Raw genomic sequence first — 16,494 nt, 5'->3', positions numbered from 1 at the left:
CAAACCCCAATTTTTAAACTGCTTTGATTATGCATGCCGGGCCACATTCGTGGCCCGTCTCGTCGGCAGTGAACCCACCGTCGTGTCGTCGGTGCGGTCCGGGAAGGTCGGGGCATCGCCATCCGGCCGCTTGTCCCGGAGCCTCCGTCGCGACGCTTCCTCCTTCCCTCTTTTTCCGAACGCGATCGATGAAAGCTTCCCGTTTCTTTGTCTCCACCCTGAAGGAAGCGCCGGCCGATGCCGAGGTGGCGAGCCACCGACTCATGATGCGCGCCGGCATGATCAAGAAGCTGGGCGCGGGCGTCTACACGTACATGCCCATGGGCCTGCGGGTGATCCGCAAGGTGGAAGCCATCGTGCGCGAGGAGATGGACCGCGCCGGCGCCGTCGAGCTGACCATGCCGGTGATCCAGCCGGCCGAACTCTGGCAGGAGACCGGGCGCTTCGAGGCCATGGGCCCGGAGCTGCTGCGCATCAAGGACCGCCACGACCGCGACTTCGTCGTGCAACCCACCAGCGAGGAGGTCGTCACCGACATCGCGCGCCAGGAATTCCGCAGCTACAAGCAGCTGCCGAAGAACTTCTACCAGATCCAGACCAAGTTCCGCGACGAGCGCCGGCCGCGCTTCGGCCTGATGCGCGGGCGCGAATTCATCATGAAGGACGCCTACAGCTTCGACCGCAGCCCGGACGCCGCCAAGGCCAGCTACCAGGTCATGGCGCAGGCCTACCGCCGCATCTTCGACCGCTTCGGGCTGCGCTACCGCGCCGTGGCGGCCGACAGCGGCGCCATCGGCGGCGATCTGAGCGAGGAGTTCCAGGTCATCGCCGCGACCGGCGAGGACGCCATCGTCTACTGCCCGGAGAGCGATTACGCCGCCAACATGGAGAAGGCCGAGGCGCTGGCGCCCGCTGCCCCGCGCGGTGCCGCGACGCTGCCGCTCGCGAAGACGCCGACGCCGGGCGCGAGCACCTGCGCCGACGTCGCCGCGCTGCTGGGCGTGCCGCTCGCGACCACCGTGAAGTCGCTGGTGCTGGCCACCGACGCGCTCGACGCCGCCGGCAACCCCCGGGCCGCGCAGGTCTGGCTGCTGCTGCTGCGCGGCGACCACGACATGAACGAGATCAAGGTCGGCAAGCTGCCCGGGCTCGACCAGGGCTTCCGCTTCGCGACGACGGCGGAGATCGAGGAGCACTTCGGCTGCCGCCCCGGCTACCTCGGCCCGCTGAACCTCCTGCGGCCGGTGAAGGTGGTCGCCGATCGCGAGGTCGCCGTCATGGCCGACTGGATCTGCGGCGCCAACGAGGTCGACTTCCACGTCACCGGCGTCAACTGGGGCCGCGACCTGCCCGAGCCCGACCTGGTGGCCGACCTGCGCAACGTGGTCGCGGGCGACGCCTCACCCGACGGCAAAGGCACGCTCGCGATCGAGCGCGGCATCGAGGTCGGCCACGTGTTCTACCTCGGCACCAAGTACAGCAAGCCGATGGGCGCCACCTTCCTCGACGAGGGCGGCAAGCCGCAGTTCCTGGAGATGGGCTGCTACGGCATCGGCGTCACCCGCCTGCCGGCCGCCGCCATCGAGCAGAACCACGACGAGCGCGGCATCGTCTGGCCCGACGCCATCGCGCCGTTCACGGTGGTGGTCTGCCCGATCGGCATGGACCGCAGCGCCGAGGTCAAGGCCGCCGCCGAGTCGCTCTACGAGCAGCTGCGCGCGGCCGGTGTCGACGTGCTGCTCGACGACCGGGGCGAGCGCCCGGGCGCGATGTTCGCCGACTGGGAACTCATCGGCGTGCCGCACCGCGTGGTGCTCTCCGACCGGGGGCTGAAGGAAGGCGAGGTCGAGTACCAGGGCCGCCGCGACACCGCCGCGACCAAGGTGCCGGTCGCCGCGATCACCGGCTTCATCGAGAAGCGGCTCGCCGCGCGATGAATCCGGGCCCGTCGCGGCGCCAGTGTCTCGGCGGCGCGGCCGGCGCGGTCCTGATGCCGTGGCTGGCGGCGCTGCCACGCCCGGCGCGGGCCGGCGCGCAGATCGAGGAGCCGTTGATCGATTCGGTGCGCACGGCGCTGAGTTCGGCGGTGCGCAACACCGCGCCTCCGGTGCCCGAATTCGCCAGCACCGAGGCCCGGCTCGCCCACCTGCGCTGGCTCGGCGAGATGAGCGAGCGGTTGAAGAAGAAGCTGCCCGACGCGGCGACGCGGATCGAATTCCTGCAGACGGCCTGGTACGAGGCCAAGCGCTCCGGACTCGACGTCAGCCTGGTGCTGGGGCTGGTGCAGGTGGAGAGCAACTTCCGCAAGTTCGCCGTCTCCAGCGCCGGCGCGCGCGGCTACATGCAGGTCATGCCCTTCTGGACCCGCGTGATCGGCGACGCCGACCCGGCCAAGCTCTTCCACATGCAGACCAACCTGCGCTTCGGCTGCGTCATCCTGCGCCACTACCTCGACCGCGAGCGCGGCGACCTCTTCCTCACCCTCGGCCGCTACAACGGCAGCCGCGGCCGCGCCCCGTACCCCGACGCCGTCTTCGCCAACCAGCGCCTCTGGCTGTTCAAGGACCGTGCGGACGCCTGACGGCGCTATCTCGCTGCCGCTTCAAACGGCTCCCCTTTTTCAACGCCGGAGACACCGCGGAACCGGCTCCGCCGGGCCGCCGGTGTCGCCCCTGGAAAGGGGTTGGCGCTGCTACACGGAGTGAGCAAGCCTGGGGTCGAGCCTTGTCACCATGACCTGGTCGATGCGGTGGCTGTCGACATCCATCACCTCGAAGGTGTGGCCGGCGCAGGTCACGCTGTCGGTGCGCTTGGGCACGCGGCGCAGCATCGTCATCAGGAAGCCCGCGAGGGTCTCGTACTCGTCGGGATGGGGCAGGGCGTCGATCTCGAGCGCGCGCAGCACGTCCTGGATCGGCGTCACGCCGTCGATCAGCCAGGAGCGCTCGTCGCGCCGCACGATCTGCGGCTCCTCGTCCTGCGGGCCGACCAGGTCGCCCATCACGGTGCTCATGACGTCGTTCAGGGTGATCACGCCCACCACCAGGCTGTACTCGTTGACGACGATGGCGAAGTCCTCGCGCGCCTGGCGGAACTGCTCCAGCACCTCGGTGAGCGAGAGCCGGTCGGGCACCACCAGCGCCTTGTGCAGCGGCACGCCCTGGTCGAGCGCGAGCGGCTGGCCGCTCAGCACGCGCTGGAACATGTCCTTGGCGTCCACGTAGCCCAGCACGTGGTCGATGTCGCCGTCGCACACCGGGTAGGCGGAGAAGGGTTCGGCCACGATGCGCGCGCGCAGCACCGACTCCGGGTCGTCGTCGAAGAACCAGGCGACGCGCTCGCGCGGCGTCATGACGCTGCTGACCAGCCGCGTGTCGAGCTCGAAGACGTTGGCGATCACCTGCTGCTCGCGCAGCGCCAGCACGCCCGCGCGGGCGCCGGCCTCGGTCATGGCCAGGATGTCGGCCGAGGTAATCTGCTCGACGCGGTGCAGCGGCAGCCCCATCAGCTTGAAGAGGCCGTCGGTGCTGCGCGTGAACAGCCACACCAGCGGCTTGAAGGTGGTGATGAGCACCTGCATCGGTCCCACCATGCGCACCGCCAGCCGCTCCGGCTCGCTCATGCCCAGGCGCTTGGGGAACAGGTCGGCGAAGACCAGGAAGACCGAGATGATGGTGACGAACGAGGCCGCGAAGGCGGCGCCGGCGGCGGTCTCGGGACTCAGCCACAGCGCGAAGAGGCGCGCGAAGTACGGACTCAGGGCGCCTTCGCCGACCACGCCGCCGAGGATCGCGACCGCGTTCAGGCCGATCTGCACGACGGTGAAGTAGTGCCCCGGCTGTTCCTGCACGCGCAGCACGCGTTCGGCGCGCGCGTCGCCCTCGTCGGCCATCTGACGCAGCCGCAGGCGGCGCGAGGCCGCGAGCGTGATCTCCGCCAGCGAGAAGAAGGCGCTCGTGACGATCAGCGCCGCGATGAGCAGCAGGCTCTGGATCAGGCTCATGGGAGAGAGGTGGCGGCCCGGGGCGGCACGGCGCTTGAGGCGTGCGCGCGGCCCGGCCGGGCACGGGCATGGACGCGGGAGGCCGCCGTGGCCCCGGTGCGCGCCGGGCGGCCGGTCAGGCCGCGGCGCCGCCGCCGACGACCTGCTGCAGCTCGCCCGACTCGTACATCTCCATCATGATGTCCGAGCCGCCGATGAATTCGCCCTTGACGTAGAGCTGCGGGATGGTGGGCCAGTTGCTGTATTCCTTGATGCCCTGGCGGATCTCGGCGTCGTCGAGCACGTTGACCGTCTTGAGCGAGCGGGTGTCGACGCCGACGGCCTTGAGGATCTGGATGGCGCGGCCGGAGAAGCCGCACATCGGGAAGCTGGCGTTGCCCTTCATGAAGAGCACGATGTCGTTGGTCTTGACGAGGTCGTCGATGCGTTGCTGGGAATCGGACATGGGAAGGCTCCTGAAGGGAAGAATGGACTGCGCGGATTATTTCACCGTGGCGGCGGCGGCGCCCGTCGCGGGCCCCAAGTCCTCGCCCGTCGGAAGCCCGGACGGCGCGGCCCGCCGGCCGCCGGAGCAGCGCTCGATGCCGGCGAGGTCCTCCCGGCTGGCGACGTCGATGAAACCGTGCGCCGCCAGCAGGGCGCGCACCGCGGCGGCCTGGTCGTGGCCGTGTTCGAGCAGCAGCCAGCCGCCCGTGCGCAGGTGGGACGGGGCGGCGGCCACGATGCGGCGCAGGTCGTCGAGCCCGTCGGCGCCCGCGACCAGCGCCGACGCGGGCTCGTGCGCCAGGGCCGGCAGGTGCGGATCGCCGGCGGCGATGTAGGGCGGGTTGGAGACGATCAGGTCGCAGGCGCCGGCGGGGGTGCCGTCGAGCCAGTCGGCCTGCCGGAAGCGCACCGGCAGCCCGAGCCGGGCCGCGTTGTCGCGCGCGACCTCGAGCGCCTCGGCGCTCGCGTCCACCGCCTCGACCCGGAGGTCGGGCCGGGCCCGCTGCAAGGCCAGCGCGATGGCGCCGCTGCCGGTGCCCAGGTCGAGCACCGACGGCGCGGCCGCCTCGTGCAGGGCGGCGGCCGCACCGGCCGCACCCGTCGTTTCGGCGGCATCGACGAGCGCGTCGGCCGACCGTGCCGGCCGCGCCGGAGGCAGCACCGCCAGCGCCCATTCGACCAGCGTCTCGGTGTCCGGACGCGGCACCAGCACCCGGGTGTCGACCCGCAGCGCGAGGCCGTGGAACTCCTTCTCGCCGACGAGGTAGGCCACCGGCTCGCCGGCGGCGCGGCGCGCGGCGTGGGCGTCGAAGCGCACCCGGACCGCGTCGGGCAGGGCGTCGTCGTCGTGCGCCAGCAGCCAGGCGCGGTCGTGGGCGGGACGGCCGAGGGCGTGCAGCAGCAGCAGCTGGGCGTCGAGCCGGTCGAGGCCCGCCGCCGCCGCGGCGCGCAGCGCCTGCGCGAGCGTCGCGGCGCTCATGCCGGCAGGCTCGATTCGAGTTCGGCCAGCTGCTCGGCCTCGTGCGCGGCGACCAGCGCGGCCAGCACGTCGCCGAGATCGCCTTCCATGATCGACTGCAGCTTGTAGAGCGTCAGGTTGATGCGGTGGTCGGTGAGCCGGCCCTGCGGGAAGTTGTAGGTGCGGATGCGGTCGCTGCGGTCGCCGCTGCCCACCAGGCCCTTGCGCAGGGCGGCGTCCTTGGCGGCGCGCTCGCTGCGGTCCTTCTCCTGGATGCGCGCGGACAGCACCTGCAGCGCCTTGGCCTTGTTGCGGTGCTGGCTGCGGTCGTCCTGGCACTCGGCCACGATGCCGGTCGGGATGTGCGTGACGCGCACGGCCGAGTCGGTCTTGTTGATGTGCTGGCCGCCGGCGCCGCTCGCGCGGTAGGTGTCGATGCGCAGGTCGGCCGGGTTGATCTGCACGGCGACGGCCTCGTCAGGCTCGGCCAGCGCGGCGACGGTGCAGGCGCTGGTGTGGATGCGGCCCTGCGTCTCGGTGGCCGGCACGCGCTGCACGCGGTGGCCGCCGGACTCGAAGCGCAGCCGGCCGAAGACGCCCTCGCCGACGATGCGGATCACCACCTCCTTGAAGCCGCCGAGCTCGCTCGGGCTCTCGCTGACGATCTCGCAGCGCCAGCCGGCGCGCTCGCAGTGGCGCGTGTACATGCGCAGCAGGTCGCCGGCGAAGAGGGCCGACTCGTCGCCGCCGGTGCCGGCGCGGATCTCCAGGAAGGCGTTGCGCGCGTCGTCTGGGTCCTTGGGCAGCAGCAGGCGCTGCAGTTCGTCCTCCAGCCTGAGCAGGTCGGCCTCGGCGGCGGCGATCTCCTCGTGCGCCATCTCGGCCATCTCGGGGTCGGCGAGCATCTCGCGCGCGCCGGCCAGGTCGGCCTCGCGCTGCACGAAGCGGGCGTGGCGCCCGGCGATCTGCGTGACCTCGGCGTGCTCGCGCGAGATGGCGCGGTACTGCGCCATGTCGGCCATGATGTCCTCGCGCGAGAGCAGGAAGTCGAGTTCGCCCAGGCGCTGGGCATAGCGCTCGAGCTGGTGGCGGAGGAAGGGTTTCACGGCGGACCTCGAAGGACGGAAAGCGGAAGGCTGGAAAGATTCGAAGGACGGGGGGTCGGCGGGCCGGGTAGGGCGGTATCGCGGTCGACGCGGGAGGCGGCCGGCCTGTCCGACCCGTCTCGCCGAGGGAGTGTCCGGATCGACCGGGAAGCGGACCCGGCGCCGGAGCGCTTCGCCGCCGCCCGTCGCCAGGCCCGTCCGTGTGGAAGGACGGCGTCGCTAACGCTCTTTGCGCGTGGCGTCGCCGCGCAGGAACAGGCGCGAGAGGGTCTGCGCGGTCTGCTCGCGCGCGTCGGCATCGCCGGCGTGGAGCTCGGCCATGGCGCCGTGCAGCATCTTCTGCGTCAGGCCGCGTGCCAGGGCCTCGAGCACGGCCTCGACCGGCTCGCCCTTGGCCAGCAGCTTGCGGGCGCGCGCCAGTTCCAGCGTGCGCCACTCTTCGGTGCGCGCCTGGAGCTGGCGGATCAGGGGCACCGTGCCGCGCTGGCCGAGCCAGTGCATGAAGCTGTCGACGCCGGCGTCGATGATGACCTCGGCCTGCGCCACCGCCGCCTGCCGGCTGGCCTGGCCCTGCTGCACCACGGCGGCGAGGTCGTCGACGGTGTAGAGGTAGACGTCCTCCAGGTCCTTGACCTCGGGCTCGATGTCGCGCGGCACGGCCAGGTCGACCATGAACATCGGGCGGTGCCGGCGCTGGCGCAGGGCGCGCTCGACCGCGCCCAGGCCGATCAACGGCAGGGTGCTGGCGGTGCAGCTGACGACGATGTCGAACTCGCCCAGCCGGGCGGGCAGGTCGGCCAGCCGCATCGCCTGGCCGCCGAAGCGCACGGCGAGCTGCTCGCCGCGCTCGGCCGTGCGGTTGGCGATGGTGATCGACTTCGGCTGCCGGGCGGCGAAGTGCGTCGCGGCCAGCTCGATCATCTCGCCGGCGCCGACGAACAGGACGCGCGTCTCGCGCAGGTCCTCGAACAGCTGCCCGGCCAGGCGCACGGCGGCGGCGGCCATGCTGATGGAGTGCGCGCCGATCTCGGTGGCGGTGCGCACCTCCTTGGCGACGGCGAAGGAGCGCTGGAACAGCTGGTTGAGCGTGCTGCCCAGGGCGCCGGCGGTCTCGGCGGCGCGCACGGCGTCCTTCATCTGGCCGAGGATCTGCGCCTCGCCCAGCACCATCGAGTCGAGTCCGCTGGCGACGCGGAAGGCGTGGCGCGCGACGGCGTCGTCGTGCAGGGCGTAGGTGTGCGAGCGCAGGACGTCGCGGCTGACGCCGCCGCTGTCGGCCAGCCAGCCGACGGTGTGGTCGAGCGCGGCCTGGTGGTCGGAGACCCAGTAGATCTCGGTGCGGTTGCAGGTGGAGATGATGGCCGCCTCGACCTCCGGGTGATGGCCGGAGGCGAAGGACTGGCGCAGGCTGTGCAGGGTCGGGGGGATCTGATCGACCGCGAACGCGAAACGACCGCGCAGATCGAGCGGCGCGGTCGTGTGGTTCAAGCCGAGGGCCCAGACTGACATGGTCTCCGATTATAAAATTTGTCGTCGCCCCTGCCCGCGGGCGCCGCGCATGCCCCGCCCGGGGGCTGCGGAATGCCACTCCCTCTCATCGCCGGGCCATCGCCGGCCGCTCGCGCCATGTCCTTCCTCCAGCTCCTCGACGCCCTGTTGAACTTCGTCGCGCCCGCCCTGGTCCTGGCGCCGGTGCTGGCCCTGGCCGCGCGCTGGATGCTGCGCCGCGACGCCGGTGCGCCGGGGTTCTGGGCGCAGGCGGGACTGAACTTCGCCGCCGGCGTGGCGGTGCTGGCGCTCGGGCTGTTCTTCTTCGGACGCGACGGCCGGATGGCCAGCTACGTCGCGCTGGTGGTGGTCTGCGGCAGCGTGCAGTGGGCTTCGGCACGCGGCTGGAGGTAGGTTCCACCCCCAGTCTGCGCGCACTTCGTGTCGCTTCGCCAACCCCCTCGAGGGGGCGATACCGGCGGACCGGCGGAGCCGGTTCCGCGGTATCCCCCGCCTGGAATGCGCCAGTTTTGACGGGTGGGGGTATCAGCCCGCCGCGGCGACGGGCGGGGGCAGGGGACTCGACGGCGACGACGGGGCGACGGGGGCGGGCGCCGGCGCGGCGGCGTAGGCGGCCAGGGGGAGGTCGCGTTCGCGCAGGCGCTCGAGCATCGTGAAGAGCAGGTCGCTGCGCACGCCGCCGGCCAGGCGCGGGCTGGCGACATAGGCGATGACCTGGAAGATCAGGAAGCCGCCCTCGATGCCGTCGAGCGTGACCGAGGGTTCGGGCGTCGCCAGCACGCCGGTGTGGTCGGTGCAGGCGCCGAGCAGCACCTCGCGCGCCTGGTTGGCATCGGTGGACAGCGGCATCGGCAGGCGGATCAAGACCCGGCCCTCGGCGTTGACCAGCGTCATGTTGCGGACCGTCTTGGTGATGAATTCCGAGTTGGGCACGATCAGGGTGGAGCGGTCGCCCAGCTGGATCTCGGTGGCGCGCACGTTGATGCGCCGCACGTCGCCCTCGGCGTTGCCCAGCACCACCCAGTCGCCGACCTTCACCGGCCGCTCGGCCAGCAGGATGAGGCCGGAGATGAAGTTCTGCACGATCGCCTGCAGGCCGAAGCCGATGCCCACCGACAGCGCGCTGGCCACCCAGGCGATGCGCTCGATGCCCAGGCCCAGCGCCGACAGCGCCGAGCCGATGACCACCGCCCCGCCCACGTAGCCCAGCAGCGTGAGCAGCGAGCTGCGCATGCCGGGCTCCAGCGTCGTCGTCGGCAGGTAGCTGTCGTCGAGCCAGCGCTTGGTCACGCGCATGGCGACGAAGCCGCCCACCAGCACCGCGAAGGCGCCCAGCAGCGCGCCGGGCACGAGTTCGAACTGGCCGACCTTCAGGCTGGCGCCGAGGGTGCCGCTGCGCTGGAACAGCTCGTCGGGCGTGGTGCCCAACGGCGCCAGCAGGGCGATCACCAGGTAGAAGAACAGCGTGACGCGGCTGACCGCCGACAGCACCACGGCGGCCTGGTCGAGCGTGTGCGGCGCGATGTTGAAGCTCTTCTGCAGCCGCTGGCCGGTGGGGCCGCGCGAGGACAGCAGCGCCATGAACAGGTCGTCGGCGAACTTGAACAGCAGATAGGCCGCGGCGGCGACGATGCCGGTCCAGGTCAGCTGGCTGGCCACGAAGCTCGCCAGCGAGACGAAGCCCAGCGCGACCAGCGCGCAGATCGCGATCAGCACGGCGGTCATCACGCCGGTGACGATGCCCACCCAGAGCGGCCGGCCGGCGGCCACCGCCTCGTGTTCGGTCGGCGGTGCGTCGGCGTCGGTCCGGGCGGCGGCCTTCGCGTCCGGCGCGCCCGACTTGTTCGATGCGTCCGCTGCGGCCGCCACCACCGCCGTGCCGCCCGCCGCGTCGACGACGCTGGAGCTGCGCAGCCGCAGCAGCATCCAGGCCGACAGGGCGGCCAGCGCCAGCGCGGTCAATGCGTGCGTGGCCACGACCGCCGCCAGGCTCGCCTCGACGGCGGTGTTGACCTGCGTGACCGTCCAGATCAGCGTCGCGACCCCGGCGATCACCCAGGGCAATGGCGCCAGGCGTGAGGCGATGGCGTCGGACATCGGCGGCAGGCGCCAGCTCGTGCGGTGATTGGCCAGCAGCGCGCGGCCTAGACCGACCACGAAGCCGATGAAGGCGGCGAAGCGGGTCGCCGAATCGCCCAGGGCCTGCGCGACGGGCGACCAGTCGCCCTGGCGCAGCAGCGTCTGCCAGGCCCATTCGGTGCCCAAGGCGGTGATCGCGGTGGTGGCCGCCACGGTGGCGACGGCCAGCAGCGAGCGCCGCAGCCGCCCGACCGGGAAGACCCGCACCGCCAGCTTGATCAGCGCGTGCTCGGCGGCCCAGCTGCCCAGCACGACCAGCAGCAGCGCACCGGCGAGCGAGGCCAGGAACACGCCGCGCCCGTCGTCGCGCCAGGCGCTTGCCAGGCCGGCGCGCAGGTCGTCGCGCAGCGCGCGCAGGCGCGCCTGGTCGGCCGGCCAGGCCGCGCCGATGCGCCGCCAGAAGACCGCGCCCAGCGGGGACTCGACGCGTTCCAGGATGCGCGCCTCGAACAGCGCGCGGCGCCGCGCCTGCAGGTCGGCGGTGCGCTGCTGGGCGTCGACGGCGACCAGGCGGGCCAGGCGGATGTCGGCGTCGAGCGCGTTGCGCTCCTTCTCCAGCGCGGCGCGCTGGCGCGTGATGTTGGGGTCCTCGGTCGCGCCGGCGGCCGGCGCGGCGCCGAGTTCGCCCAGGCGCGCGTTCAGGTCGGCCAGCTGCCCTTCGCGCGAGCCGACGAAGCGCTGCGCCTGCGCGACGATGTCCTGCGTCTCGCCGATCAGGCGCGGCACGTCCGCGCTGTCGTCGACGGTCTCGGGCAGCTGGTCGAGGCGCTTGCGCAGCGCGGGCACGGTGACCTCGGGCGCGGCCTGGGCGGCGTCGCCGCCCGCCGCCGACGGTGGCTGCTGCTGCTGCGCGGACTGCGACGTCGACGGCTGCTGCGCCGCGGCCGGAGCGCCCAGAGCGAGCGTCAGCCAGAGGAAGAGGAGGGCGAGGAAGGAGGTCGGTCGGGAGGTCGTTCTCATCGGTGACGGGGCGGCGGGCGGGAAACCCGCTAGCTTGCCGGAGCGAAGAGGTCGACGCGGTCGGTGATGACGCCGTCCGTGCCGAGCGCGATCAGCCGTTGCGCCGCCCAGTCGTCGTTCACGGTGTAGCTCAGGGTGCGCAGGCCGGCCTCGCACGCCCGCGCCACCGTCCGCTCGTTCCACAGCGCCTGGTGGCAGACCACGGCGACGCAGCCCAGGCGCAGCGCCTCGTCGAGCCAGCCCTCGGGCAGGGTGTCGAGCAGCAGGCCGCGCGGCAGGTGCGCGGCGCCGTGGCGCGCGCCTTCGAGCGAGAGCGGCTGGAACGAGGTCAGCAGCGGCGGCACCGGCTGCCCGTCCCACAGGCGCGCGGCCTCCTGCGCCACCACCTCGCCGGTGCGGCGCTCGGTGCCGGGCGTGGGCTTGATCTCGATGTTCAGGTGGTGGCCGTTGCGCAGGCAGAAGCGCGCCACGTTCTCCAGCCGCGCCAGCGGCTCGCCGGCGTGGGCGCGCGAGTGCCAGCCGCCGGCGTCGAGCCGCGAGAGCTGGGCCCAGTCGAGCTCGCCGGCGTCGCCGTGGCCGTCGGTGGTGCGCCCAAGCGTGGCGTCGTGCAGCAGGAAGGGCACGCCGTCGGCGCTGAGCTTGACGTCGCACTCGAACATGCGGAAGCCGTGGGCGGCGCCGGCGCGGAAGGCGGCCAGCGTGTTCTCGGGCGCGAGGCGGCCGGCGCCGCGATGGGCGATCCAGCGCGGATAGGGCCAGTCGGCCCGGGGGGCGGCGGCGACCGGGGAATCGGGCGAGGGCGAGGGAATGGCGGTCATGGTGGGGTCCTGATCCGGATGACGATGCCCGAGTTCAGTCCACGCGCTTTCCGGAGCCGGCGTCGAAGGCGTGCAGTCGCTCGGGCGGCGCGCCCACGTGCACGGTGTCGCCCGCGCGCGGCGGCGCGTCGGCCTCGTCGATGCGCACGATGACCGGCTCCTCGCCGATGTGGCCGTACACCAGCCGCTCGGCACCCAGCAGCTCGACGTACTCGACCTGCACCGACCAGCCGGCCGGGTCGAGCTTCAGGTGCTCCGGCCGCACGCCCAGGATCTGCCCCGGGCGCACGCCCGGCGCGTGGCGCAGCAGGTTCATCGGCGGCGAGCCGATGAAGCTGGCCACGAAGGTGGTGGCGGGGCGGTTGTAGACCTCCTCGGGCGTGCCGAACTGGTCCATCACGCCGCCGTTCATCACGATGATGCGCTGCGCCAGCGTCATCGCCTCGACCTGGTCGTGCGTGACGAACAGCGAGGTGATGCCGAGCTCGCGGTGCAGCTTCTGGATCTCGATGCGGGTCTGCGCGCGCAGCTTGGCGTCGAGGTTGGACAGCGGCTCGTCGAACAGGAAGACCTGCGGCTGGCGCACGATGGCGCGGCCCATGGCCACGCGCTGGCGCTGGCCGCCGGAGAGCTCGCGCGGCTTGCGCGCGAGCAGGGCGCCGAGCTCGAGGATGCGTGCGGCCTTGTCCACGCGCACCTTGATCTCGTCGCGCGGCACCTTGGCGATCTTCAGCCCGTAGGCCATGTTGTCGAAGACCGTCATGTGCGGGTAGAGCGCGTAGTTCTGGAACACCATCGCGATGTCGCGCTCGGAAGGCTCGAGCTGGTTGACCACGCGCCCGCCGATGGCGATCTCGCCGGCGGAGACCTCCTCCAGCCCGGCGACCATGCGCAGCAGCGTCGACTTGCCGCAGCCCGACGGCCCGACGATGACTACGAACTCCCGGTCCCCGATCTCCGCGCTCACCCCGTGGATGACCTGGTTGGCCTTCGGGCCGGCGCCGTAGCGCTTGATGACATTGCGAAACGAAAGAGCAGCCATTTTTTTCCGTTAAACGCCCTCTGCCGGGAGGGCCCTGAATCCTGTGCCAGAAATACCGCGGAACCGGCTCTGCCGGGCCGCAGGTATTGCCCCCGGGCAGGGGGTTGGCGAAGCGACACGAAGTGCGCGCAGCCTGGGGGCGAGCTATTTCTCAGTGTCCACGAGACCCTTGACGAACCACTTCTGCATGGCGACGACGACGATCGCGGGCGGCAGCATCGCCAGGATGGCCGTGGCCATCACCACGTTCCATTCGTTCTGGCCGTCGCCGCCGGCGATCATCCGCTTGATGCCCACCACCACCGGGTACATGTCCTCGCCGGTGGTGGCGATCAGCGGCCAGAGGTACTGGTTCCAGCCGTAGATGAACTGGATCACGAACAGCGCCGCGATCGAGGTCTTCGACAGCGGCAGCAGCACGTCGAAGAAGAAGCGCATCGGGCTCGCGCCGTCCATGCGCGAGGCCTCGGTCAGCTCCTCGGGCACCGTCATGAAGAATTGGCGCAGCAGGAAGGTCGCCGTCGCCGAGGCGATCAGCGGCACCGTGAGCCCGGCGTAGGTGTTGAGCAGGTGCAGGTCGGCCAGCACCTTGTAGGTGGGCAGGATGCGCACCTCCACCGGCAGCATGAGCGTCACGAAGATGGCCCAGAACACCGTCTTCCTGAACGGGAAGCGGAAGTACACGATGGCGAAGGCCGACAGCAGCGAGATCGCGATCTTGCCCACGGCGATGACCAGCGCCGTCACCAGGCTGACCCACATCATGTGCGCCACCGGCGCGTTGGAGCCGACGCTGCTCTCGCGCCCGAACAGCGCCGCCGTGTAGCTCTCCTTCAGGTGCGAACCCGGCAGCAGCGGCATCGGCGCCTGCACGATCTCCTGCGCCGTGTGCGTGGAGGCGACGAACGCCAGGTAGAGCGGGAAGGCGACGATCAGCACGCCCAGCATCACGATGACGTGCGCCAGGAGGCCTTGGGTTCCGCGTTTTTCGACCATGTCAGTAGTTGACCTTTTTCTCGACGTAGCGGAACTGGATGACGGTCAGCACGACCACGATCCCCATCAGCACCACCGACTGCGCGGCCGAGCCGCCCAGGTCCATGGCCTTGAAGCCGTCGTAGTAGACCTTGTAGACCAGGATCGCCGTGTCCTTGCCCGGGCCGCCCTGCGTGGCGGCGTCGACGATGGCGAAGGTGTCGAAGAAGGCGTAGACGATGTTGATGACCAGCAGGAAGAAGGTGGTGGGCGACAGCAGCGGGAACTGCACCGTCCAGAAGCGGCGCCACGGGCGCGCGCCGTCGATGGCGGCGGCCTCGATGAGCGACCTCGGGATCGACTGCAGGCCGGCGAGGAAGAACAGGAAGTTGTAGGAGATCTGCTTCCAGATCGCCGCCATCACGATCAGCGTCATGGCGTGGCCGGAGTTCAGCAGGTGGTTCCAGTCGATGCCGAGCCGGCCCAGCGCATAGGCCACCACGCCCAGCGAGGGCGAGAACATGAACACCCACAGCACCGCCGCCACCGCCGGCGCCACGGCGTAGGGCAGGATCAGCATGGTCTTGTAGAAGGTGCCGCCGCGCGTGATGCGGTCGGCGAAGACGGCCAGCAGCAGCGACAGCGCGATGCCGATGCCCGCGACCAGTACCGAGAACAGCGCCGTGGTCTTGAACGAATCGACATAGCCCGGATCGGCGAACAGCTGGCGGAAGTTGTCCAGTCCGACGTACTCGACCGAGGTGCCGAACGGGTCCTGCTGCTGCAGCGACTGGTAGAGCGCCTGGCCGGCCGGCCAGAAGAAGAACACCAGGATGACCGCCATCTGCGGCGCCAGCAACGCCCACGGCAGCCAGCCGGAGCGGAAGAAGACACGCTTGTCCATAAGTTGAAACTAACCCCCAGTCTTCGCGCACTTCGTGTCGCTGCGCCAACCCCCTCGCAGGGGGCGATACCGGCGGCCCGGCGAAGCCGGTTCCGCGGTATCCCCGGCGGGGAGCGGTGGCTTCACGAGGCCGCGAGCGCGGATCAGCCCTTGTTGGCCTTCTGGAAACGTTCGAGCTGCTCGTTGCCGCGCTTGACGATGGCGTCGAGCGCTTCCTTGGCGGTCTTCTTGCCGTTCCAGACCTGTTCGAGCTCCTCGTCCTCGATGGCGCGGATCTGCACGTAGTTGCCCAGGCGGATGCCGCGGCTCTTGTCGGTCACCTTGCGGATCATCTGCGTCACGGCGACGTCGGTGCCGGGGTTCTGCTTGTAGAAGCCCGAGTCCTCGGTGAGCTTGTAGGCGGCGGTCGTGACCGGCAGGTAGCCGGTGCGCTTGTGGCTGGCCGACTGCACTTCGGGCGTCGAGATGAAGCTGAAGAACCTGGCGACGCCCTTGTATTTCTCGGGCGTCTTGCCCGACATCACCCACAGACTAGCGCCGCCGATGACGGTGTTCTGCGGCGCGCCGGGCACGTCCGGGTAGTAGGGCAGCGGCGCGACGCCGTAGCCGAACTTGGCGTTCTTGGCGACGTTGCCGTAGAAGCCGGAGGACGTGTTGATCATGGCGCACTCGCCGGAGATGAACGAGGCCTCGGGGATGTTGGAGCGGCCCTTGTAGATGAACAGGCCCTGCTTGACCATGCTCGCGAGGTTCTCGACATGGCGCAGGTGCAGCGGCGAGTCGACCTTCAGGCGCGCGTCGAGGCCGGCCAGGCCGTTGCTCCGGGTCGCGAACTCAACGTTGTGCCAGGCCGAGAAGCTCTCGATCTGGGTCCAGTTCTGCCAGGCGGTGGTGAACGGACACTTGTGGCCGCTGGCCTTGAGCTTGGCGGCGGCGGAGACCACCTCGGGCCAGGTCGAGGGCGCCTTGTCGGTGGGCAGGCCGGCGGCCTTGAAGGCGTCCTTGTTGAAATAGAAGACGGTGGTCGAGCTGTTGAACGGGAAGCTCAGCATCTGGCCGCCTGGCGCCGTGTAGTAGCCGGCGACGGCGGGGATGTAGGCGGCCGGGTCGAACTTCTCGCCGGCGTCCTTCATGACCTTGCCCACCGGCACGATGGCGCCCTTGCTGGCCATCATGGTGGCGGTGCCGACCTCGAACACCTGCAGGATGTCCGGCGCGTTGCCGGCGCGGAAGGCGGCGACGGCGGCGGTCATCGACTCCTCGTACAGGCCCTTGTAGGTCGGGACGATCCGGTAGTCCTTCTGGCTCTCGTTGAACTGCTTGGCCAGGTCGTTGACCCATTCGTTGTTGACGGCGGTCATCGAGTGCCACCACTGGATCTCGGTCTGGGCCTGGGCCGTGCCGGCCACGAGGGTGGTGGCCGCCAGTGCGGAGCACAGGGCGAGCGTCGTCTTGAATCGCATGAGAAGGAACTCCTGAAGGGAAAAGCGCGGATGGGCGCAGGGGCGCGAAAAGACGCGCATGCTGCACCGTGCTCGTGACACGGTGGCGACCCCGGTTTGTGCGGCCGGACGGCACTTTCTCCAAGGGGGGA

General features: G+C 70.9%; 14 protein-coding genes. 3 read left to right on the top strand and 11 right to left on the bottom strand.

Annotated features, from left to right (window positions below; all coding sequences use genetic code 11):
* The first annotated feature begins 188 nt into the window (after positions 1-188).
* Together ABID77_RS12435 and ABID77_RS12430 are read left to right on the top strand one after the other, a co-directional pair.
* The gene (locus ABID77_RS12435) at positions 189-1,937 is read left to right on the top strand and encodes a proline--tRNA ligase (protein ID WP_429595893.1); all 1,749 of its coding nucleotides are present in this window, start codon (positions 189-191) and stop codon (positions 1,935-1,937) included.
* Positions 1,934-2,581, top strand: a complete 648-nt coding sequence (locus ABID77_RS12430; RefSeq protein ID WP_429595891.1) for a lytic transglycosylase domain-containing protein — start codon at positions 1,934-1,936, stop codon at positions 2,579-2,581. The genes ABID77_RS12435 and ABID77_RS12430 overlap by 4 nt, the downstream gene beginning before the upstream one ends.
* Positions 2,582-2,692: 111 nt before the next feature.
* Here ABID77_RS12430 and ABID77_RS12425 read toward each other — a convergent pair whose 3' ends face one another.
* From ABID77_RS12425 to hemA, 5 genes are all read right to left on the bottom strand, one after another.
* Positions 2,693-4,003 (bottom strand): hemolysin family protein, encoded by a 1,311-nt coding sequence (locus tag ABID77_RS12425; RefSeq protein WP_429595888.1) that lies wholly within the window; start codon positions 4,001-4,003, stop codon positions 2,693-2,695.
* A 115-nt stretch (positions 4,004-4,118) separates the two neighbouring features.
* Positions 4,119-4,448 carry a Grx4 family monothiol glutaredoxin gene (gene grxD, locus ABID77_RS12420; protein WP_429595885.1) on the bottom strand — a complete coding sequence of 110 codons (330 nt, stop codon included), beginning with the start codon at positions 4,446-4,448 and terminating at the stop codon, positions 4,119-4,121.
* A gap of 36 nt (positions 4,449-4,484) precedes the next feature.
* Entirely contained in the window at positions 4,485-5,468 is a 984-nt protein-coding gene (gene prmC, locus ABID77_RS12415) for a peptide chain release factor N(5)-glutamine methyltransferase (protein ID WP_429595882.1), read from the bottom strand.
* A complete protein-coding gene (gene prfA, locus ABID77_RS12410) occupies positions 5,465-6,553 on the bottom strand; it encodes a peptide chain release factor 1 (RefSeq protein WP_429595879.1) in 1,089 nt (362 codons plus the stop codon). Before prfA ends, prmC begins: the two co-directional genes overlap by 4 nt.
* Before the next feature lie 219 nt (positions 6,554-6,772).
* The gene (gene hemA, locus ABID77_RS12405) at positions 6,773-8,062 is read right to left on the bottom strand and encodes a glutamyl-tRNA reductase (protein ID WP_429595876.1); all 1,290 of its coding nucleotides are present in this window, start codon (positions 8,060-8,062) and stop codon (positions 6,773-6,775) included.
* Between the two features lie 117 nt (positions 8,063-8,179).
* Between hemA and ABID77_RS12400 the strand changes: the two genes are divergently transcribed.
* Entirely contained in the window at positions 8,180-8,455 is a 276-nt protein-coding gene (locus ABID77_RS12400; protein WP_429595874.1) for a hypothetical protein, read from the top strand.
* A 132-nt stretch (positions 8,456-8,587) separates the two neighbouring features.
* Here the strand turns inward: ABID77_RS12400 and ABID77_RS12395 are convergent, their stop codons facing one another.
* The 6 genes from ABID77_RS12395 to ugpB all read right to left on the bottom strand — a co-directional run bounded on the left by ABID77_RS12395 (position 8,588) and on the right by ugpB (position 16,363).
* Positions 8,588-11,161: a DUF3772 domain-containing protein gene (locus ABID77_RS12395; protein ID WP_429595871.1), complete on the bottom strand. Its 2,574-nt coding sequence runs from the start codon at positions 11,159-11,161 to the stop codon at positions 8,588-8,590.
* 29 nt (positions 11,162-11,190) lie between these two features.
* Complete coding sequence (gene ugpQ / locus ABID77_RS12390) at positions 11,191-11,979, bottom strand: glycerophosphodiester phosphodiesterase (RefSeq protein WP_429595868.1); 789 nt, start codon at positions 11,977-11,979, stop codon at positions 11,191-11,193.
* Positions 11,980-12,013: 34 nt separating this feature from the next.
* Positions 12,014-13,021: a sn-glycerol-3-phosphate ABC transporter ATP-binding protein UgpC gene (gene ugpC / locus ABID77_RS12385; protein WP_429595866.1), complete on the bottom strand. Its 1,008-nt coding sequence runs from the start codon at positions 13,019-13,021 to the stop codon at positions 12,014-12,016.
* Positions 13,022-13,165: 144 nt separating this feature from the next.
* A complete protein-coding gene (gene ugpE, locus ABID77_RS12380; protein WP_429595863.1) occupies positions 13,166-14,017 on the bottom strand; it encodes a sn-glycerol-3-phosphate ABC transporter permease UgpE in 852 nt (283 codons plus the stop codon).
* A gap of 1 nt (position 14,018) precedes the next feature.
* The gene (gene ugpA, locus ABID77_RS12375) at positions 14,019-14,900 is read right to left on the bottom strand and encodes a sn-glycerol-3-phosphate ABC transporter permease UgpA (RefSeq protein ID WP_429595861.1); all 882 of its coding nucleotides are present in this window, start codon (positions 14,898-14,900) and stop codon (positions 14,019-14,021) included.
* 143 nt (positions 14,901-15,043) lie between these two features.
* Positions 15,044-16,363, bottom strand: a complete 1,320-nt coding sequence (ugpB, locus tag ABID77_RS12370; protein ID WP_429595858.1) for a sn-glycerol-3-phosphate ABC transporter substrate-binding protein UgpB — start codon at positions 16,361-16,363, stop codon at positions 15,044-15,046.
* Between the last annotated feature and the right edge of the window lie 131 nt (positions 16,364-16,494).

Origin of the sequence: Variovorax sp. PvP013, assembly GCF_050435945.1 — a bacterium.
Lineage (GTDB): Bacteria > Pseudomonadota > Gammaproteobacteria > Burkholderiales > Burkholderiaceae_C > Variovorax.
Note: the sequence above shows the minus strand (reverse complement) of the source record. Positions and strands in the feature narration are given on the sequence as shown.